This is a genomic window from Gordonibacter pamelaeae, from assembly GCF_003340385.1.
GTDB classification, from domain to species: Bacteria; Actinomycetota; Coriobacteriia; order Coriobacteriales; family Eggerthellaceae; genus Gordonibacter; species Gordonibacter pamelaeae.
The window spans coordinates 377,585-396,441 of record NZ_PPTS01000003.1 but is presented as its reverse complement, the minus strand read 5'-3'; the positions used below and the strand labels follow the sequence as shown (position 1 = coordinate 396,441).

18 protein-coding genes are annotated in these 18,857 nt (G+C 66.8%); 7 read left to right on the top strand and 11 right to left on the bottom strand.

Annotation, left to right across the window (positions count from 1 at the left end):
* Positions 1-235 precede the first annotated feature (235 nt).
* From C1877_RS06770 to C1877_RS06750, 5 genes are all read left to right on the top strand, one after another.
* Entirely contained in the window at positions 236-565 is a 330-nt protein-coding gene (locus tag C1877_RS06770; protein WP_083809180.1) for a type II toxin-antitoxin system MqsR family toxin, read from the top strand.
* Entirely contained in the window at positions 547-987 is a 441-nt protein-coding gene (locus C1877_RS06765; protein ID WP_315970798.1) for a type II TA system antitoxin MqsA family protein, read from the top strand. Before C1877_RS06770 ends, C1877_RS06765 begins: the two co-directional genes overlap by 19 nt.
* On the top strand, positions 987-1,712 hold the full coding sequence (locus C1877_RS06760) for an AAA family ATPase (RefSeq protein WP_114568754.1): 726 nt from the start codon (positions 987-989) through the stop codon (positions 1,710-1,712). The genes C1877_RS06765 and C1877_RS06760 overlap by 1 nt, the downstream gene beginning before the upstream one ends.
* A 74-nt stretch (positions 1,713-1,786) precedes the next feature.
* On the top strand, positions 1,787-2,068 hold the full coding sequence (locus C1877_RS06755; RefSeq protein WP_041239774.1) for an AbrB/MazE/SpoVT family DNA-binding domain-containing protein: 282 nt from the start codon (positions 1,787-1,789) through the stop codon (positions 2,066-2,068).
* Positions 2,068-2,394, top strand: coding sequence for a type II toxin-antitoxin system PemK/MazF family toxin (locus C1877_RS06750; protein ID WP_114568753.1), 327 nt, complete (start codon positions 2,068-2,070; stop codon positions 2,392-2,394). The genes C1877_RS06755 and C1877_RS06750 overlap by 1 nt, the downstream gene beginning before the upstream one ends.
* A 67-nt stretch (positions 2,395-2,461) precedes the next feature.
* On the opposite strand, the gene carB is transcribed toward C1877_RS06750, so the two are convergent.
* The 7 genes from carB to C1877_RS15905 form a co-directional block, all read right to left on the bottom strand.
* Complete coding sequence (carB, locus tag C1877_RS06745) at positions 2,462-5,686, bottom strand: carbamoyl-phosphate synthase large subunit (protein WP_114568752.1); 3,225 nt, start codon at positions 5,684-5,686, stop codon at positions 2,462-2,464.
* Positions 5,679-7,052, bottom strand: a complete 1,374-nt coding sequence (carA, locus tag C1877_RS06740; protein ID WP_041239773.1) for a glutamine-hydrolyzing carbamoyl-phosphate synthase small subunit — start codon at positions 7,050-7,052, stop codon at positions 5,679-5,681. Before carA ends, carB begins: the two co-directional genes overlap by 8 nt.
* A gap of 315 nt (positions 7,053-7,367) precedes the next feature.
* The gene (locus tag C1877_RS06735) at positions 7,368-8,006 is read right to left on the bottom strand and encodes a molecular chaperone TorD family protein (protein ID WP_041239772.1); all 639 of its coding nucleotides are present in this window, start codon (positions 8,004-8,006) and stop codon (positions 7,368-7,370) included.
* Positions 8,007-8,032: 26 nt separating this feature from the next.
* Entirely contained in the window at positions 8,033-8,914 is an 882-nt protein-coding gene (gene nrfD / locus C1877_RS06730) for an NrfD/PsrC family molybdoenzyme membrane anchor subunit (RefSeq protein ID WP_114568751.1), read from the bottom strand.
* 5 nt (positions 8,915-8,919) lie between these two features.
* Positions 8,920-9,537: a 4Fe-4S dicluster domain-containing protein gene (locus C1877_RS06725; protein WP_173014844.1), complete on the bottom strand. Its 618-nt coding sequence runs from the start codon at positions 9,535-9,537 to the stop codon at positions 8,920-8,922.
* A 14-nt stretch (positions 9,538-9,551) separates the two neighbouring features.
* A complete protein-coding gene (locus C1877_RS06720; RefSeq protein WP_041239770.1) occupies positions 9,552-11,675 on the bottom strand; it encodes a molybdopterin dinucleotide binding domain-containing protein in 2,124 nt (707 codons plus the stop codon).
* Positions 11,676-11,867: 192 nt separating this feature from the next.
* On the bottom strand, positions 11,868-12,644 hold the full coding sequence (locus C1877_RS15905; protein ID WP_015540430.1) for a molybdopterin-dependent oxidoreductase: 777 nt from the start codon (positions 12,642-12,644) through the stop codon (positions 11,868-11,870).
* A 246-nt stretch (positions 12,645-12,890) separates the two neighbouring features.
* Between C1877_RS15905 and C1877_RS15145 the strand changes: the two genes are divergently transcribed.
* Positions 12,891-13,268 (top strand): hypothetical protein, encoded by a 378-nt coding sequence (locus C1877_RS15145; RefSeq protein ID WP_147274525.1) that lies wholly within the window; start codon positions 12,891-12,893, stop codon positions 13,266-13,268.
* A complete protein-coding gene (locus tag C1877_RS06705; RefSeq protein WP_147274524.1) occupies positions 13,192-14,166 on the top strand; it encodes a response regulator transcription factor in 975 nt (324 codons plus the stop codon). Before C1877_RS15145 ends, C1877_RS06705 begins: the two co-directional genes overlap by 77 nt.
* 72 nt (positions 14,167-14,238) lie before the next feature.
* Here C1877_RS06705 and C1877_RS06700 read toward each other — a convergent pair whose 3' ends face one another.
* The 4 genes from C1877_RS06700 to C1877_RS06685 all read right to left on the bottom strand — a co-directional run bounded on the left by C1877_RS06700 (position 14,239) and on the right by C1877_RS06685 (position 18,831).
* Entirely contained in the window at positions 14,239-14,871 is a 633-nt protein-coding gene (locus C1877_RS06700) for a molecular chaperone TorD family protein (RefSeq protein WP_173014845.1), read from the bottom strand.
* Positions 14,872-15,011: 140 nt separating this feature from the next.
* Entirely contained in the window at positions 15,012-15,956 is a 945-nt protein-coding gene (gene nrfD, locus C1877_RS06695) for an NrfD/PsrC family molybdoenzyme membrane anchor subunit (RefSeq protein WP_244909807.1), read from the bottom strand.
* Between the two features lie 5 nt (positions 15,957-15,961).
* On the bottom strand, positions 15,962-16,585 hold the full coding sequence (locus tag C1877_RS06690; protein ID WP_114568746.1) for a 4Fe-4S dicluster domain-containing protein: 624 nt from the start codon (positions 16,583-16,585) through the stop codon (positions 15,962-15,964).
* A 14-nt stretch (positions 16,586-16,599) separates the two neighbouring features.
* Positions 16,600-18,831: a molybdopterin dinucleotide binding domain-containing protein gene (locus C1877_RS06685; RefSeq protein ID WP_015540429.1), complete on the bottom strand. Its 2,232-nt coding sequence runs from the start codon at positions 18,829-18,831 to the stop codon at positions 16,600-16,602.
* Positions 18,832-18,857 lie beyond the last annotated feature (26 nt).

Below are 18,857 nucleotides of genomic sequence, written 5' to 3'. Positions count from 1 at the left end.
GCAAATCCCGTTGAAGACGTCTCGCACCAAGACCATCTCTAGAATTTTTGCAAACACATGTTCTATTATTGAGCACGCTATGCTATTATACGTACATAAGTTCTAGTAGTGGCTGGAGCGACCTCCTAACCCTCTCGGGGACAGCCGTGATCGACAAGGAGGTGGCGACTATGCTTTGCCCTCTTGCATTCCACGTGTCCGTTCCGTATACTGTAGATGGTAGCGTGGTGCTACCATGAACGGAAAAGGACCACGTTACGATCTCGCTGAAGTGAAACGATTGGTGCGGGAAGGACGGTACAGCGCTTCGAAGAAGGGGACGTCATGGCTGCGAAACCACGGTTTCAGCCCAATCCTCGCGCGACGCATAATGCTTTCTCTTCAGGACAACGAGTTCGTAAAATCACTCGAACCGAGACGAAACGATGGTTCTTGGGCTGACGTGTACTGCTGCGACTACGACGAAGACGGCGTTTGCGGTTGTTTTTACGTGAAATTCATCGTCGAAGGCGATGTGGCCACCGTCATGCTGATGTCGTGCAAGGAATGGGGTTATACATGGTGATGATGACGAAATGCCCAGTATGCGGCGGAAAGATCATGGACATCCATGGACCTATCGAATGGGATGTGAAGGGCGAGCAAATCATCGTCGACGACGCTGATTACTGCCTATGCGCAAGCTGCGGCGAGATCTACCTTGAGAGCGGAATGGACGGCGATATCCACCGGCGAGCGGTCGACCAGTACAAGCGTGACAACGGGCTGCTCTCGGGCGACGAGGTGCGAGAGCTTCGGCAGAGCCTGGGACTCTCGCAGGCCAAGTTCGAGAAGCTCATCGGCGCGGGGCCGAAGACGGTCGTGCGCTGGGAGAGGGGCTCGGTGTTCCAGAACCGCACGGCCGACACGCTCATGCGCGTCGTGCGCGACTTCCCCGAGGTGGCCGCTCACCTGATGAAACGCGTGGACGAGCCACGGACGTCCTGATGCGCGACAACGTCTTCGTCACCTCGCTCGCCATCGACTGGGCAGGCGTTCCCCGCCGGGACGCGTACCCGTTCGACGTGCCGGCCATCGCGAGCCTGCATGAGCTCGACCTGGCCCAGCGCATCACGTTCTTCTGCGGCGAGAACGGGACGGGCAAGTCGACGCTGCTGGAGGCGATGGGCATCGCCTACGGCCTCAACCCCGAGGGCGGCTCGCGCAACTACACGTTCTCCGTGCACGACGACCACTCCGAACTCTGCGACCACGTGCGCCTGCTCAGGGGCATCTGCCGGCCGCGCGACAGCTTCCTCGTGCGCTCGGACACGCTGTTCAACCTCATATCGGAGATGGACGCGCTCGAGGACGACCGTCGCTACTTCGGTGGACGGTCGCTGCACGCCCGCTCGCATGGCGAGGGCATCCTCGCGCTCGTGTCGCGCCGCTTCGGCGGCGAGGGGTTCTATGTGCTCGACGAGCCCGAGACGGGGCTCTCGCAGCTGGGGCAGGTGGCGCTCCTGGCCGAGATACTGCGGCTGGCGAACGCGGGCTCGCAGCTGGTCGTGGCCACGCACTCCCCCATCCTGCTCTCGGCGCCGGGGGCGGTCATCTACCAGTTCGAGGATGAGGTGCGCCGCGTGGGCCTTGAGCAGACCATGGAATGGGACGCCCTCCACCGCTTCCTGGAAGACCCCGACCGCCTGCTCGCGGAGTTCCTGGACGGCTGACCGCTGCGGTGATTGGCATGGCCCATAGTGCATGCTATAATGTTTATACGATGTTTATACATGAAAGGAGTGCCATGGTATACGCGACTCTGACGAAATGGGGCAATAGCCAAGGGGTGCTCATTCCGAAAAGCCTGTGCGACAAATACGGGCTGTCCGTCGGCGACAAGCTGATTATCGAGGAAGGAGCTGCGGGCATCGAGCTGAAGCCGCAGCGCCGAAGGTTCGCGACGCATCCGGTCGATCTCGACGAGCTGTTCGAAGGTTGGACGGGCACGTACGAACCGCCCGAGGATTGGCCGTGCGTTGGCGACGAGATCGACTGGGGCGAACCGGTTGGCAAGGAGATATGGTGATGATCTGCGAGCAAGGCGATATCATCGCGGTCGACTTCGAGCCGTCGGTAGGGCATGAGCCGAACAAGTACCGTCCCGCCCTCGTGGTCAGCTCGAACACGTTCAATGCGCGTTCCAGCCTAACAGCCGTCTGCCCTATCACCTCCGTGAACAACGGGTACCCCCTGCATGTGGGCATCGACCATGAGGAGGTGCGCGGTTTCGTGTGCGTCGAGCAGGTGAGAACGGTCGACCTGTCGAATCGAAGGTGCAAACGGCTCGCGCAGGCGAGCGAGGACGATATGGGCCTCGTGCTGTCGTACGTTGCCTCGATCTTCGGACTGTAATAGGCGGCGACGTTTCAGATGGCAGACGACAGGCGGGCGACGAAGGATCGCCGCCCGCCTTGAACGCCTACCCCCACTGGGGAAGGTCCTGCAAGGCCACCACAGTGAGGCCGTTCGCGCGGGCCATTTCCATGCCGGCCACCATGGCCTGGGCGCCGGCCAGGTTCGTGACGTGGGTCACGCCGTGCTTCACGGCCTCCAGGCGCAGCTCGTAGCCGTCGGCGCGCGTGGCGTGGCCGAACGGCGTGTTGATCATGAGCGCTATCTCGCCGGCGGCGATGCGATCGAGCACGTTGGGCGCGCCCTCGTGCACCTTCTTCACTTCCTCGCAGTCCACGCCGGCCGCTCGCAGGGTGCGGGCCGTGCCGCCCGTGGCCACCACCTTGAAGCCTAGGCGCACGATGTCACGCGCGATGGACACGATGGCGCGCTTGTCGCGGTCGCACACGCTGATGAACACGGTGCCGCCCTCGGGCAGCGCGTAGCTGATGGCCAGCTGCGTCTTGGCGAACGCAGCCGGGAAGTTGCCGGCGATGCCCATGACCTCGCCGGTGGACTTCATCTCGGGGCCGAGCACCGTGTCCGCTCCCGGGAAGCGGCCGAAGGGCATGACGGCCTCCTTCACGCTGTAGTGCTCGAGGCGGCGGTCGTCGGGCGGCAGGCCCAGGTCGGCGATCTTCTCGCCCGCCATGATGCGCGCGGCCATCTTCGCCAGCGGCACGCCCGTGGCCTTCGACACGAACGGCACGGTGCGGCTGGCGCGCGGGTTGGCCTCGATGATGTAGATGACCTGGTCCTTGATGGCGAACTGGATGTTGATGAGCCCCACCACGCCCAGGCGCAGCGCCAGATCGCGCGCGACGGAGCGCAGCTGCGACACGAGCGCCTCGGACAGCGCGAACGGCGGCGTGCAGCAGGCCGAGTCGCCCGAGTGGATGCCGGCCATCTCGATGTGCTCGAGCACGCCGCCCACGTACACCTGGCTCCCATCGCAGAGCGCGTCGAGGTCCACCTCCACCGCGCCCTCGAGGAAGCGGTCGAGGTACACCGGGTGGTCGGGCGAGATCTTCGCGGCCTCGGCCATGTACTTCTCCAGCTGGGCGCCGTCGTACACGATGCCCATGCCGCGCCCGCCCAGCACGTAGCTCGGGCGCACGAGCAGGGGGAAGCCTATCTGGTCGGCCACGACGCAGGCCTCCTGGTAGGTGGAGGCCATGCCGGCGGCCGGGTAGGTGATGGCCATCTCGTCGAGGATGGCGCTGAAGCGGTCGCGGTCCTCGGCCAGGTCGATCGCCTCCGGCGAGGTCCCCATGATGGGCACCCCCGCCTCCGCGAGCGCGTTCGCCAGCTTGAGCGGCGTCTGGCCGCCGAGCGTGACCACCACGCCGTCCGGGCGCTCCACGTCCACGATGTCCATGACGTCCTCGAACGTGAGCGGCTCGAAGTACAGCTTGTCGGAGGTGTCGTAGTCGGTGGACACGGTCTCGGGGTTGCAGTTCACCATGATGGTCTCGAAGCCGGCCTCGGCGAGCGCGTAAGACGCGTGCACGCAGCAGTAGTCGAACTCGATGCCCTGGCCGATGCGGTTCGGGCCCGCGCCGAGGATCATGGCGCGGCGGCGCGTCTTGGGCGCCACCTCGGTCTCGTCGGCGTCATAGGTCTTGTAGTGGTAGGCCGTGGAGCTGGGGAACTCGGCCGCGCAGGTGTCGACGGTCTTGAACGCCGGCTTCACGCCCAAGAGCTTGCGGCACGTGCGCACGGTGAGCTCGTCCGCGCCCGTGAGGTGCGCGATCTGCGCGTCGGAGAGGCCCATGCGCTTGAGCAGGCGGAACGCATCGGCATCCAGCTCATCGAGGTGCATGCCGCGCAGGTTCTCCTGCACGCGCACGATGTCGGCCATGCGCGAGATGAAGAAGGGGTCGATGCCGGTGGCCGCGCATACGCGCTCCACCGTCCAGCCGCGGCGCAGCGCCTCGGCCAGGTAGAACACGCGGTCGGCCGTGGGGCGTGCCACGAGGTCGTCGAACGCCTCGCCGTCCGGCAGGCCCGCGTCCTTCCCGTCCGCGCCCAGGCCCGAGCGTCCGTTCTCCAGCGAGCGCATGGCCTTGCCGAGCGCCTCCTCGAACGTGCGGCCGATGGCCATGACCTCGCCCACGGCCTTCATGCGCGTGGACAGCGTGTCGTCGGCGCCCTGGAACTTCTCGAACGCGAAGCGCGGCACCTTCACCACGCAGTAGTCGATGGAGGGCTCGAAGCACGCCGGGGTGGCCTTCGTGATGTCGTTCACGATCTCGTCGAGCGTGTAGCCCACGGCCAGCTTCGCCGCCGCCTTCGCGATGGGGAAGCCCGTGGCCTTCGACGCAAGCGCCGAGGAGCGCGACACGCGGGGGTTCATCTCGATCACGATCATGCGGCCGTTGTCGGGGTTGACGGCGAACTGCACGTTGGAGCCGCCCGTCTCCACGCCGATCTTCTCCAGGATGGCGAGCGACGCCGCGCGCATGCGCTGGTACTCCACGTCCGAGAGCGTCTGCGCGGGGGCCACCGTGATGGAGTCGCCCGTGTGCACGCCCATGGCGTCGAAGTTCTCGATGGAGCACACGATGATGCCGTTGCCGGCATGGTCGCGCATGACCTCCATCTCGTATTCCTTCCAGCCCTCGATGCTCTCCTCCACGAGCACCTCTCCGGCCGGCGACAGCTCCAGGCCCTGCCCCACGATCTCGTGCAGCTCGGCCTGATCGTGCGCGATGCCGCCGCCCGCGCCGCCGAGCGTGAACGAGGGGCGCAGCACCACAGGATAGCCGAGCTCGGCCACGATGGCCTCGGCGTCGGCCAGGGAGTAGGCGTAGCCGCTTCTCGACGTCTCTATGCCGAGCTCGGCCATGCACTCGTTGAAGAGCTTGCGGTCCTCGCCGCGCTCGATGGCGGCCAGGTCGCAGCCGATCATCTCCACGCCGTACTTGTCCAGGATGCCGGCGCGCGCGAGGTCGACGGCCGTATTGAGGCCGGTCTGGCCGCCGAGCGTGGGCAAAAGCGCGTCGGGGCGCTCCTTCACGATGACCTGCTCCACGAACTCGGGCGTGATGGGCTCCACGTAGGTGCGGTCGGCCAGCCCCGGGTCGGTCATGATGGTGGCGGGGTTGCTGTTGACCAGCACCACGCGGTAGCCGTCGGCCTTCAGCACCTTGCACGCCTGCGCACCCGAGTAGTCGAACTCGCACGCCTGCCCGATGACGATGGGTCCGGACCCGATGACGAGGATGGTCTTGATGTCGTCGCGCTTAGGCATGGGAGCCTCCTTCCGCCCCCGCCACGGTGGCGGCCTGCTCGCCGAAGGTCCAGCCGGCGAGGCGGTCGGCGGCGATGTCGATGTCGAGGTAGTCCTCGCGGCCGTCCATGAGGCGGCCGAAGGCGGTGAACAGGTAGTGGGCGTCGGTAGGGCCGGGCGAGGCCTCGGGGTGGTACTGCACGCTGAACGCGGGGATGTCGAGGAAGGCGACGCCCTCGGCCGTGCCGTCGTTCAAGTTCACGTGCGTGAGGCGGATGCGGCCGAAGCGCGGGTTGTCCACGACCGGCGCGATACCGGCGCGCGCCCAGAAGCGCAGGTCGTCCTCGTGGCCCTTGAAGCCGCCCGAGAGCTCGGGCACGAGCTCGCCCAGACTCGGGAACACCAGGCCGAAGCCGTGGTTCTGCGCCGTGATCTCCACGCGGCCGGTGAGCAGGTTCATCACGGGGTGGTTGCCGCCGCGGTGGCCGAACTTGAGCTTCTCGATGGCGGCGCCGGCGGCCTTCGCGATCATCTGGTGCCCGAGGCAGATGCCGAACACGGGCACCTGGCCCAAGATCTTCTCCACCTGCGAGTAGGTGCCCTCCACGGCCTCGGGGTCGCCGGGACCGTTGGACAGGAACACGCCGTCGGGGGCCATGGCCAGCACCTCTTCCGCCGGCGTGTCCCACGGCACGACCGTGAGCTCGCAGCCCGAGCGCACGAGGTTCTGCAGGATGGAGCGCTTCGCGCCGCAGTCGTAGGCGACCACGCGGTGGCACGCGGGAACGGCGGGCGCGACGGCGAACGCATGGCTCGCAGGCAGGTCGCCTGCGCCCACGGCGTGCGGCTTCTCGCACGACACCGTGGCGGCGAGGTTCTGCCCCACGAGGGGCTCGCTCGCGCGCACCTTGCGCAAAAGGCTCGCCTCGTCCACGTCGACGGTGGAGAGCACGGCACGCTGGGCGCCGCAATCGCGCACGTGGCGCACGAGCGCGCGGGTGTCCACGCCCTCCACGGCCACCACGCCGTGATCGCGCAGGTAGTCGGGCAGGCTCAGGACGCTGCGCCAGTTCGAAGGCGCCGTGCACATATCGCGCACCACCAGGCCGCGCAGCGCAGGCTCGCCCGCCTGGGCGTCATCGGGATTCACGCCGTAGTTGCCGATCTGCGGATACGTCATGGTGACGATCTGACCGGCGTACGACGGGTCGGTCACCACCTCAAGGTAGCCCTCGAGCGACGTGTTGAAGCAGATCTCGCCGTACACCTCGCCTTCGGCGGCGCATGACGTGCCGCGGAACGCCGCGCCGTCCTCCAGCACGAGCATCGCCGGCCGGGGCGCCGGCTTCGACGTGCCCTCCAAGAGCTTGTTCGCAATCTCGCTCAAAATCTTCCTTCCGCTCGGGCAGCATATACGAAAAAACGCCTTCGTCGGGGACAAAGGCGCACGTGATCCTGGGAAAGCTATGCTGCGCACCTTGTCGGTCTCTCCGTACCGCCTTAAAGGTCGAGGGCTAGTATACGACTTTTGCGAGGTTTATGAGCGCAGTTTGCATTATTTTCGGTGTTTCGGCAAGAAATATGCAGTTCCGAAAAGGAGGCGGGCGCGGGCGGCGGCTCCGCGCCCGCAAAGGGGCGCCTGCCCATGGCCGGACCGAACTTCAGCACATGGCGGCCCGGGCGACCGGACAGCCTGCGTCTGCTAGCGCCGCGCCGCCAGCGCCTGCAAGGTTTCGGCCGCGAAGGCGACGACGCGGGCATAGAAGTCGTCATCCGCCGCCGCCAGGCAACGCGCCGCTTGCGAGATCCAAGCCCCTACGTGCTCGCGAGCGAACTCCTCGAAGAGCCTGATGCTCGCACAGGCGCACGCCTCGTCGTCCGCCTGTGCGGCATGGAAGCCTAAAGCAGCGAGAAACGCCAGTTCGCAAGCGAGCGAATCGGGCTTGAGGGCCTTGACCGCCGGCTCGAACCCGCCCAGCGCGCGATAGTCGAAGCCCGCGGCCTCGTAGCAGAGAAACGCGTGGTCCCCCTTCGAGCTATGGGTGGAAGCGTAGACGGTACGGCCATCCTCGTCGAATGCGCCGCGAACGCTGCTTTCGCTCAAAGGCACGAAGAAGGGGCTTGCGGAAACGAAGAACCGGTCGTAGTACCGCTGGGTGAGAGGGGCGCCGGGTTCGACCCCGTCGAAGCGGGTATCCCCCAGCGCCTCTGCAACGCGACGCACGTCCTGAACAACCTGCTCGGTCGGCTCGTTGAGCAACGCGGCGGCGCATGCGCTCAAAAGCACGCTGCAGCCGTGCACGCGCCGGACCTCGTCATGAAACGTCGATACGTCGTTCAAAGCACATTCCTCTCAACAATCGGCCGTTAAGCCAGGACGACCGGCAAAGCGGCCATGATCACCAGGTAGCGTAGCATGAAGCCGCCCACCAGCACGCCCAGCTCGCCGGCTATGGCCAGCGCCTTGCTGGAACCGGCTGCCTCGCCGGCGCCGGCCTTCCTGCGGCCCAGCAGCTCGAGGCAGAACGGGAGGACCAGGCCGATGCCGACGAAGCCCAACCAGAACGGCACGGCGTAGGCGCCGCTCACCAAGGCACCCACCGAAGCCGCCGCCGCTTCGGCCGCCGAGCCTTGCACCGACGCCGTCACCGCCAGCAGGACAACCACCAAAACAAGCTCGAGAACAGGCAGGACCAAGCCCGCTTTCGCCAACAACGGAAGGCCGGCCGCCTCGTCCGGCGCCGCGAGGCGGGTGACCAGGAGCACGGCTGCGAAACCCGTCGAAGCCGCCGACACCACGAAGAGGATCGGCAGGACGGCCATGTTCCACAGCGGGAACGCCACGCCCGCGTCGCCCAGCAGCACGCCGGTGTAGGCGGCCACGCAAACGGACAGCGCCAGGCCGACGATATCGAGCGCCTTCGGCGTCTTCTTCTTCACCATGAGGATGACGAGGTCGACGAAGGCGACGACGAGGAACGCGCTCAGTATGATGACGCCCCACGCCATGACCGACGAGAGGTTCGTCACCAGCAGGAAGAAGCGCATCGGGTTGCCGAGACCGGCTTTCGCGTCGAACACCAGGACCAGCGTGCCGACGGCCACCGTTACGAGCACGACCAGGAATGCGATCTTCTTCATGCGCGGCGCCGGGTTCTTAGCCCAGCCCGCGAGCACCCCCAGAACGAAAGCCCCTGCGCCGAGCCCGGCGAGGAACAGGTAAAACGCGACAAATCCATCCCATACCATCTGGATCACCCCTCGAACGGCTTGTAGACGTTGCCGCCGCGGTGCACGGCGGACACGACGGGCATGGCCTCGGCAGCGGACAGGTCGAAGTAGTACAGCGACGGGCTCAGGCCCAGGTCGGAGTTCAGCACCTCGCCGCTGCCGGAGGCGAGCTTCTTCGAGATGTCGCTGTCCGGGTCGTTCAGGTCGCCGAAGTAGCGGGCGCTCGTCACGCAGGTGCCCACGCAGGCCGGAAGCATTCCCTCCGTGGTGCGGTGGTGGCAGAAGGAGCACTTCCCCGCCTCGCCGGACTCGGTCGCGTAGCGCGCCTGGTACGGGCATGCGGCCAGGCAGTACTTGCATCCGATGCACTTCTCGGCGTCGATCTGCACGGTACCGTCGTCCGCCACGTAGCTCGCGCCCGTGGGGCACACCTTCACGCACTGGGGATTCTCGCAATGGTTGCACTGCTTGGGGACGTTGGCGCGGCGGGTCCTCTCCCCGTCTTCCACATCCCAGCTCTCCACCCACGTGTTGAAGCAGCCCAGCGGCACGTCGTTCTCCATCTTGCACGCAACCACGCAGGCGTTGCAGCCGATGCAGAGGGCAAGGTCAATCAACATGCCGAGTCGTTTTTCGCTCATGATCGCATACCCCCTTACGCCTTCTCGATTTTGAACATGCTGCCGCAACGCCCAGGGCTCGACGCGTCATGGTCGGAGAGGATGCCGAGCACGCCGTCCACCGACACGAGCGGGTCCAGCATCTGGTGCGTGCGCACGCCGGCGGCGATCGCCGGGTTGCCCTTGGCCACCTGGCCGTCGATGTCGATGTCCTGCGCGCCGTAATTGCTGTGCCCGTATCCGAACGACACGCTGAACGCGCCCTTCACCTGGCCGCCGCGGACCATCGCCTCGCCCTCGGACACGTCCCCGAGCGGGGTGACGGCGCGCACGGTGTCACCGTCCTTGATGCCGAGCTCCGCCGCGTCCTCCTTGTTGATCTCGAGGTAGTTGTGCGCGCAGATATCGCGCATGATGGGGCTGTTCGAGAGCATCGAGATGGAACGGAAGCGGGGCTTGTGCTCGGAGTTCGTGAACGGGAACTCCTCGACGGAATAGTGGTCCGTCATGAGCGACAGGTCGCTGAACATCGGGGGGTTGTAGCCAAGCGTGGCGGGAAGGCGCTTGCCGGAGTAGCAGTTCGTCATCAGCGCGCGCTTCTCGTTGTAGATGTAGGTCTCGAAGGGCTTCAGGAACCGGTACCGCCCGTCCGCGCCCCGGACGTACTCGTCGGGCCATGCACGGCCCCCGCGCGAGAGCACGTTGAGGACCTTCGGCCACTCCTCCTCGCTCACCGCGGCCTTGAAGTTCCTGGGGAGCTCGTCGAGCCCCTGCAGCCTCATCTCGGCCTCGTCGATGTCGGCGACGGGCGTGTCGGCGTAGGCGAGGTTCGCCACCGCCTTCAAATAGTAATCGGCCGCATTGTTGAAGGGGTGCATGGCGCCCTCGGCATCGGGGATCGCGTCCTCGCCCCAGCCGGGCAGGCCGCACGCCTTCGCCACGTCGATCAGGAGCGTCTCCCAGCACAGGTAGCTCCCGTCCTCGAGCTCGGGGGTCTCGGGCGTCTTCGCCTGCCAGCGCACCTCGGCGCCGTAGCTGCCGCCGCCCGAGGGGAGGCCGAAGCTCTCGTACTGCGTCACGTCAGGCACGATGTAGTCGGCCACCTGCGCCATCTCGCCGATGACGACGTCGCACACGATGTGCAGGGGAAGCACCGCGGGGTCCTTCAGACGCTCGACGACCTCGTCGCGCATGGCGCCCGGGGTTGCCTGGATGACGTTGCACATCCAGGTCATCATGATCTTGCACTGGTAGGGGTACTGGTTGACCACGGACATGAGCGCCTGCGAGTCGGACTGCGTGCCGGTCGTGAACCACTCCAGCATCGGCTTGGGGTCCTTCTCGCCCTTGGCCACCCGGTTCTTGTACTCGTCGGTCTTCTCCCATGCCTTGCCGCCGCGCGACAGGATGGTGGCGTTCTTCGTCGTGACGCCCGGCTGGCCCTTGACCGTGGTCAGGTCGTACCGGGCCGCGCCCTTGCCCTCGACGTTCGGCATGCCGGACGGGAACGAGCCGCCTGTCATCTGGTTCGAGCCGACCAGCGCGCGGAGCACCTCGCGGCCGTTCGGGGTGTCGAACCCGTTCACGCCGGCGGTGGAGCCCGCCCCGGCGTTGACGCTCACCTTCACGCCATGGGAGGTGTACTCTTTCGCCATGCGCTCGATCTCCGCGACGGGAACGCCGGTGATCTCGGCATACTCTTCAAGCGTGTAGGCGTTCACCGTATCGCGCATCATGGCGAAGCCGGTGCGCACCTTCACGCCGTTCACCTCGCCCTCGTAGTCGAAGACGGCCTTGTCGCAGGAGGTGTGGGCCGCCGCCTCGTTCGTCTCGGCGTCGATGACCACGTAGTGCTGCACCGCCATGCCGTCCGCCGTCTTCTCCTCCGGCACGTCGATGCCGGCATCGGCCGCGCGCATGAGCTTGCGGTAGTTCGGATGGTTCTCGTCGACGATGACGAGATAGGCCGCGTTGGTGAACGCCCCGTACCCGGCGGCCTCGGCCGCTTTCTGCTGGGGGAAGGACAGGACGTCGGCGTTGTAGGTCTTGTCGCGCATCATGATCTGCACGATGGCGGCGTAGAGCGCGCCGTTGGTCGCCGGCTTGATGGGTATCCAGTTGATACCGGGCATCGTGGGCGTCACGAGCCCGTTCGCCAAAGTCGGGTCCAGAACGTCTACCTTCAGAGAGCCGTCGAGCAGTCGGGGGATCAGGTGCTTGCTGTTCGTCTGGAGCCCGCCGTTGCCCCCGGGGAAGGCACCGCTCCAAAGGATGTACTCGGACTCGTCGATATCGAGGCCGCAACCATTGCTGCTGTTCTTGTAGAGCGAACTCGCTCCGCCGGCAGCGCCTCAACTGGAGTTGTGACTGAAGTTGTTCACCGTGCCGAAGGTCTGCGCGAAGCGCGCGTTCAGCTGGCGACGCCCGTCGGCGCGCGTGTTCCAGATGATGATCTGGTTGGACTTCGGGCCCAGGTCGGGCTGCTCGGGGTTGATGGGCGTGACGGTGTCGTGCACGGCCTTGAAGCCCTCGATATCGTGGTCTTCCCCGATCTCGGCGAACAGCTTGCCGCCCTCGGTTACCTCCTTGAGAAGCTGGTCCCAGCCGATGGGCTTCCACTTGCCCTCGCCGCGCTTGCCGGCGCGCTTGAGCGGCGTGGTGATGCGCCCGGGCTGGCTGACCGCGTCGAGCGTGCCGTTCCCGCGCCCGCAGATCGTGCCGCGCGTGAGGTTTCCCGCCCCGTTGGCGTAGCTCATGGAACGGTACGCCTCCTCGAGCGGCGCTTCGAACGGAAGCGGCTTGACGGCGCCCGACGGATTGTAGGGGTTGCCGCCCACGCCGAGCACCCGGCCGGTAGCGCGGTCGAGCTTGATGCGGTTGCCGCACGATTGGTAGCATCCCACGCATCCCGAGTAGCGCACGATCACGTCCTCGTTGACGGACACGTCGCCCGTCTTGGGATCGACCTTCGCCTCGACGGGCTTGCCGGTCTGCGGCGGCGGGAACGCCGATTCCGCAGCCACCGCCACGGACGGCTGGGACCCTATCCCCACGCCGGCGATCGACAGGGCTCCCAAGGCGCCGAGCGCCTCGACGAACGTCCTTCGATCCATGTTCGCTTGAACCATATCCTCCTCCTTGCCTCTCTCCTTGTCCTTGGATACGACGCAGTGGAGTCTACGGATTAATCAGGCGCAGATCATCACCTGATCGGGGTGTTTTGCGGATCGAGAAGTCCGGAACCCTGAACGTGAACGCCTCACCTAATCCGGTGAAATTATCGTTTTACCTGATCGGGAACTTGTTGGTGCGCAACTTCGACAGTGGCAGGCAAGGGCGCTCCGGTATACTTACGCCATACGAGGGAGGGGCGCATGATCGATCGTTTCCGTGAAAATCTATCGGCCCATTGGCGCGAGACCATCGGCTTCGCGCTTTTTCTTGCGTGGGTGTACTGCGCCCTGTTCGGTTGCGGGCTGTCCTCGGCCAAGGAGCCCATCGCCTGCGTGCCGACCACGTACCACCTGGAGCATATCTGGCTCACCTGCGGCCTGTTCGAGGCGCTCGGCGGCATCGCGGGCATGCTGATCGCGCGCAAGCTGCCCGGAGTCGATCGCCTGCTGCACGTTCTTGCTGTACTTCGTCATCCTCCTCACGAAGGAAAGCGGCCTCGTCGTGCTTTTGCTCGTGGCCGCCATGTGCTTCGGCTCCATGCACCTTGCGCGCGGCGGCGATGCATGCCCTCCCTTTGACGCCGGGGCGGAGGGCCGCGCGGCGGGCCATCGCGGGCTGCGATCGTTCACCCTGCTCGCGTTCGCCTCATGGGTGCAGATCGCGTTCTTCCGCGTCCTCTCCACGCCCGAGCTGTCGGGCAACCGGTTCACCCACTACCTCATCCCGTTCTCGTTCGCCTGCGTGACGTCGCTCGTCATGCTGCTGCTGTGCATGCGCATGTCACGCTACCTGAACGTGTCGTTGGCGTACCGGTGGAGCCTGCCGCTGTTCATGCTTAGCTACGTGCCCATCATCATCGACTACGGCAACGTCGATCTGCGCATCCTGGCCTATGCCATCAACTTCCTCGGCATGTTCGGCGTTCAGTTCGGATGCTGGATCGGCGCATGCAAGTACCTTCGACGCAAGGGCGGCGGCACGGTGGATCTGTTCAGCCGCTATGCGCTCGGCGAGGGCGCGGGCATCTTCCTCGGCAGCCTCGGCGGCCTGTTCGCCGTGAAGTCGCTCGACATGCAGGGCATCGTCGCCTTGTCGATCGCGCTCATGTCGCTCGTGGTGTTCGTGGCCATGGCCACGGGATTCAACCCGAACTGGGTGTTCCACGGCAGCCACGCCCCACGCGGCCGAGCGCCCGAGGACCCGAAGGCCGCGTCCGCCTCGCGGGCCGCGCCCGAGGCGATCTTCCTGGACGAGGCCGTCGACCTGCAAAACCGGTTCGGCCTCACCGAGCGCGAGACGGACGTGGCCGCCCTGCTGCTCGAAGGCCGCAGCAGGCCGTTCATCCGCGACGAGCTCGTGGTGTCCATCAACACGGTGAGCACGCACGTGCGCAGCATCTTCGCGAAATGCGGCGTGCATTCCCAGCAGGAGCTCATGGTGCTCGCACGCAATGCCCGCAGCGACAGCGAGGACTGAGCCCCCTCCCCTGCCGGCGACCTGCCGTCACGCGGCGAGCCGCCGGAAGGGAACCCTTCGCGAAGGGCAAGCCTACCCGGCGATCGACCCAACCGCATCGGCGGCCAGGGCGGCGGCGCGGGCGTAGAGGTCGTCGTCGCCGGCCGCCAGCAGGCGGGCGGCCTTCGGCAGCCACGCGTTCGCATGCTCGCGGGCGAACTGGCACAGCAGCTCCGCCGCGCGCCCGGACGCCGCCGGGTCATCCCCCGCCGCTTCGGAGGCCGCGCGGGCCAAAAACGCCATGAACGCGAGCTCGGCGGCCAGCGAGTCGGGGTGCAGGCTGCCCACGGCCGGGCCGAATCCCGCAAGCGCCCGGTAGTCGAAGCCGACGGCCCGGTAGCACTTCAGCACGTGGTCGGCCTGGGCGCCCGAGGCGGGCGCGTACCGCACGCGGCCCCCCTCTCCGGCCGCACCGCGCACGCTGCACTCGGAGAGCGGAACGTAGAGCGGGCTCGTGGGCACGAAGAAGCGCTCGCTGTAGCGCTGCCGCAGCGCCTCGTCGGCCACGACGCCGTCGAAGCGGCCGTCGCCGAGCGCCTGCGCCACGCGGGCCACGTCGTCCACGATCTGCGCGGAGGGCTCGTTCAGGAACGCCTCGGCGCAGGCCTCGGCGATGACGGCGAAGCCGCGCAGCTCATCGGAAGAAAGGGGCGTTGCATCGTCCACGGGAAGTACCTCCATTGCCTTGGGGAAAACGGGTCCGTCCGGCACGGCCGGCGGGCGCCCTCCCGAGCGTCCGCCGGCCGTGCCGGGCAAGACGGGCGGGGGCGAGGGCCCGCAGGCCCCCGCCCCCAGCATAGCATACGCTAGGCGAACACGACCGCCAGCGCGGCCATGATCACCAGGTAGCGCAGCATGAAGCCGCCCACGAGCACGCCGGCCTCGCCCACGAGGGCGAGCGCCTTGCCCGAGCCGGCCGCTGCGGCGGCAGCGGAGCCGTCCGAACCGGCGCCCGGTGCGGCAGCGCCAACGACCGCAGCAGCCTTCGGCGCGCCTGCACCACGATGCCGCGCGAGCTCGAGCGCGAACGGCAGCACCAAGCCCACCACCACGAACCCGAGCCAGAACGGCACGGCGTAGGCGCCGGACACGAGATTCGCCACCGAGGCCGCGCCGGCTGCAGCCGCCGAGCCCGACGAGCCGGCCGTCACGCCCAGCAGCACGGCCACGAGCACCAGCTCCAGCACCGGCAGGACGAGCCCCGCCTTGGGCAGGAACGGCAGAGCCTCCACCTCGTCGGGCGCCGCAAGGTACGTGACCAGCAGCACCGCGGCGATGCCGGTGGAAGCGGCCGACACCACGAACAGCAACGGCAGGATGGCCATGTTCCAAAGCGGGAACGCGAGGCCCGCGTCGCCCAGCAGCACGCCCGTGTAGGCGGCCACGCACACGGCCAGCACCATGCCGACCACGTCGAGCGCCTTCGGCGTCTTCTTGCGCACGAGCAGCAGCACCAAGTCCACCACGCTCACCGCCAAGAACACGCTCAAGATGATGACGCCCCAGGCCATGACGGAGTTCAGGTTGGAAACCAGCAGGAAGAAGCGCAGCGGGTTGGCGAACCCGGCCTTCGCATCGACCACCAGCACGAGCGTGCCCACGGCCACGGCCACCGGCGCGATGACGAACGCGATCCTCTTCATGCGCGGCGCCGGGGTCTTGGCCCAGTTCGTGAGCGCGCCTAGGACGAACGCCCCGGCACCCAGGCCGGCCAGGAACAGGTAAACAGCTATGAATGCATCCCAAACCATCTTCATCACCCCTCGTACGGCTTCATGACGTTGCCGCCGCGGTGGATGGCGGACGCGACCGGCATGGCCTCGGTTTCCTTGAGTCCGATATAGTACAGCGAGGGGTTAAGCCCCAGGTCCTCGTACAGGACGTCGCCGCCGTTCGCCTCGGCCAGGCGCTTCGAGATGTCGCTCTCCGGGTCGTTCAGGTCGCCGAAGGTGCGGGCGTAGCCCACGCACGTGCCCACGCAGGCGGGCAGCAGGCCCACGCCCGTGCGGTGATGGCAGAACGTGCACTTCTGCACCTCGCCGGTCTCCACCTGGTAGCGCACCTGGTACGGGCACGCCGCCATGCAGTACTTGCAGCCGATGCACCTGTCCTGGTCGATCTGCACCGTGCCGTCCTCGGCGCGGTAGCTCGCGCCCGTGGGGCACACCTTCACGCAGGGCGCGTCGGCGCAGTGGTTGCACTGCTTGGGCACGTTCGCGCGGGCGATGCGCCCGTCGGGACGCTCCACGTCGAAGCTCTCGATCCAGGTGTTGAACGCGCCCAGGGGCACGTCGTTCTCGCGCTTGCAGGCCACGGTGCACGCGTTGCAGCCGATGCACAGGGAGAGATCGATCAGCATGCCAAGCTTTTTCTCGTTCATGATCGCTTACCCCCTTAAGCCTTCTCGATTTTGAACATGCCGCCGCAACGGCCGGGCGACGCCGCGTCGTTCTCGGCGATGATGCTGATGACGTCGTCGCCGGTGACGCCCGTGACCGTGGGGTCGAGCATCTGGTGGATGCGCACGCCTGCCGCGATGGCCGGGTCGCCCTTCGTGGCCTTGCCGTCCACCTCGATGTCCTGGGCGCCGTAGTTCTGGTGCTCGTAGCCGAACGCGAGGGCGAACGCGCCCTTCACCTGTCCGGCGCGCACCATGGCGACGCCCTCGCTCACGTCGCCGAGCGGCGTGGTGGCGCGTACCAAGTCGCCGTCCTTGATGCCCAGCTCGGCCGCGTCCTCGCGGTTGAGCTCGATGTAGTTGTGGCTGCACAGGTCGCGCATGACCGGGCTGTTCGACAGCATGGAGATGGAGCGGAAGCGCGGCTTGTGCTCCGAGGCGCCGAACGGGTACTCCTCGCGCGAGAAGTGGTCCTCCATGGGCGACAGGTCGGTGAACGTCTCGGGGTTGTAGCGCAGCGTGCCGGGCAGCTGCTTTCCCGAGTAGCAGTTCCTGTTCGTCGCGCGCTTCTCGCTGTAGAAGTACGCCTGGTTCTCGTCCTGGTACCCGCGGCTGCGCCTCCCGTCGGCGTCGTGCACGTAGGACATGGGCCAGTAGCGCCCTCCGCGCGAGAGCACGCTCTGCACCTTGGGCCACTCCTCGTCGGACACGGCCGCCTTGAAGCTGTCGGGCAGCTCGTCGAGGCCCTGGAGGTGCGCTTCCTGCGCGTCGATGTCGGCCACCGGCTCCTCGGCGTAGGCCAGGTTCGCGACCGCCTTCAGGTAGAAGTCGGCGGCATCGCGCAGCGGCCACGCCTTGCCGTCCACATCCTTGATGGCGCCCTCGCCCCATCCGGGCAGACCGCACGCCTCGGCCACGTCGGCCAGGAACGTCTCCCAGCTGGCATGGCGCCCGTCGGCCAGCTTCATGCTCTCCGGCTCCTTCACCTGCCAGCGCACGGTGGTGCCGTAGCCGGTGAACGTGGTGCCCGTGGTGGGCAGGCCGAAGCTCTCGTAGGGGGTGACGTCGGGCACGATGTAGTCGGCGTACTGGGCGTGCTCGCCCACGAACACGTCGCACACGATGTGCAGCGGCAGCACCTCGGGGTCGCACAAACGCTCCACGACCTCGTCGCGCATGGCGCCCGGCGTGGCCTGGATCGTGTTGCACATGAAGGAGGTGAGGATCTTCGCCTGGTAGGGGTACTTGTTCACGATGGAGAGCAGCGCCTGGCTGTCGGAGGCCGCGCCGTTGGCGAACCAGGGCATGAGCGGCTTGGGGTCCTTCTCGCCGGCCGCCACGCGATTCTTGTACTCGTCGGTCTTCTTCCAGGCCTTCACCGTGCGCGAGATGTAGCACGCGTTCTTCGTGGAGACGTCGGGCTTGCCCTCGATGGCGCCCAGCTTGTAGCGCTTGCCGTTGCCCGTCGTCGTAGGTGCCGGGCTGTTGGGGGCGTTGCCGCCGATCATCTGGTTCGCGCCCACGATGGCATGGAGCACCGCGGCCCCCATGACCGTGTCGATGCCGTTGACCGAGGCAGCCGAGCCGCCCTTGTGGCAGATGCCCACGCGGGTGCCGTGCGAGGTGTACTCGCGGGCAATGCGCTCCAGGTCCTCCACGGACACGCCGGTGATCTCGGCGTACTCGTCCATGGTGTACTCGTTCACCGTCTCGGTGAGGAGCGAGAAGCCGGTGCGCACCGCGACGCCGTTCACCTCGCCCTCGAACTCGAGCGTGCCCTTGCTGCACGCGGAGTGCAGCGCCGGCTGCCCGGTGGCAGCGTCGATGACCACGTACTGCTCGACCGCCTTGCCGTCCTTGTCCTTCTCCTCGGGCGCGTCGATGCCCGCATCCGCCGCGCGCATGAGCTTGCGGTAGTTCGGATGGTTCTCGTCGACGATGACCAGGTACGTGGCGTTCGTGTAGGCGCCGTACCCGCCCTCGACGGCCGCCTTCTGGGTGGTGAAGGAGATGGCGTCGGCGTTGTAGGTCTTGTCGGCGATGATCTTCTGCACGAGCGCGGCGCAGAACGCGGCGTTCGTGGCGGGCTTGATGGGTATCCAGTTGATGCCCGGGATGGTGGGCGTCACGGAACCGTTGGCGAGCGTGCAGTCGAGCACGTCGATCTTGAGCTTCCCGGCCGCGAGGTTCTTGAGCGTGCGCTTGCCGGAGCTCTGGAAGTTGATCATGCTGCCGCCCGGGAAGGCGCCCAGCC

Excerpts from the sequence above, each read along its gene's own strand:
- C1877_RS15905 (WP_015540430.1), bottom strand. The coding sequence starts at position 12,644 with ATGGTTCAAGCGAACATGGATCGAAGGACGTTCGTCGAGGCGCTCGGC.
- C1877_RS06770 (WP_083809180.1), top strand. The coding sequence starts at position 236 with ATGAACGGAAAAGGACCACGTTACGATCTCGCTGAAGTGAAACGATTG.
- nrfD (WP_244909807.1), bottom strand. The coding sequence starts at position 15,956 with ATGGTTTGGGATGCATTCATAGCTGTTTACCTGTTCCTGGCCGGCCTG.
- carB (WP_114568752.1), bottom strand. The coding sequence starts at position 5,686 with ATGCCTAAGCGCGACGACATCAAGACCATCCTCGTCATCGGGTCCGGA.
- C1877_RS15145 (WP_147274525.1), top strand. The coding sequence starts at position 12,891 with ATGATCGATCGTTTCCGTGAAAATCTATCGGCCCATTGGCGCGAGACC.
- C1877_RS06725 (WP_173014844.1), bottom strand. The coding sequence starts at position 9,537 with ATGAGCGAAAAACGACTCGGCATGTTGATTGACCTTGCCCTCTGCATC.
- C1877_RS06750 (WP_114568753.1), top strand. The coding sequence starts at position 2,068 with ATGATCTGCGAGCAAGGCGATATCATCGCGGTCGACTTCGAGCCGTCG.
- C1877_RS06765 (WP_315970798.1), top strand. The coding sequence starts at position 547 with ATGGGGTTATACATGGTGATGATGACGAAATGCCCAGTATGCGGCGGA.
- C1877_RS06760 (WP_114568754.1), top strand. The coding sequence starts at position 987 with ATGCGCGACAACGTCTTCGTCACCTCGCTCGCCATCGACTGGGCAGGC.
- C1877_RS06755 (WP_041239774.1), top strand. The coding sequence starts at position 1,787 with ATGGTATACGCGACTCTGACGAAATGGGGCAATAGCCAAGGGGTGCTC.
- C1877_RS06685 (WP_015540429.1), bottom strand. The coding sequence starts at position 18,831 with ATGATCAACTTCCAGAGCTCCGGCAAGCGCACGCTCAAGAACCTCGCG.
- C1877_RS06690 (WP_114568746.1), bottom strand. The coding sequence starts at position 16,585 with ATGAACGAGAAAAAGCTTGGCATGCTGATCGATCTCTCCCTGTGCATC.
- nrfD (WP_114568751.1), bottom strand. The coding sequence starts at position 8,914 with ATGGTATGGGATGGATTTGTCGCGTTTTACCTGTTCCTCGCCGGGCTC.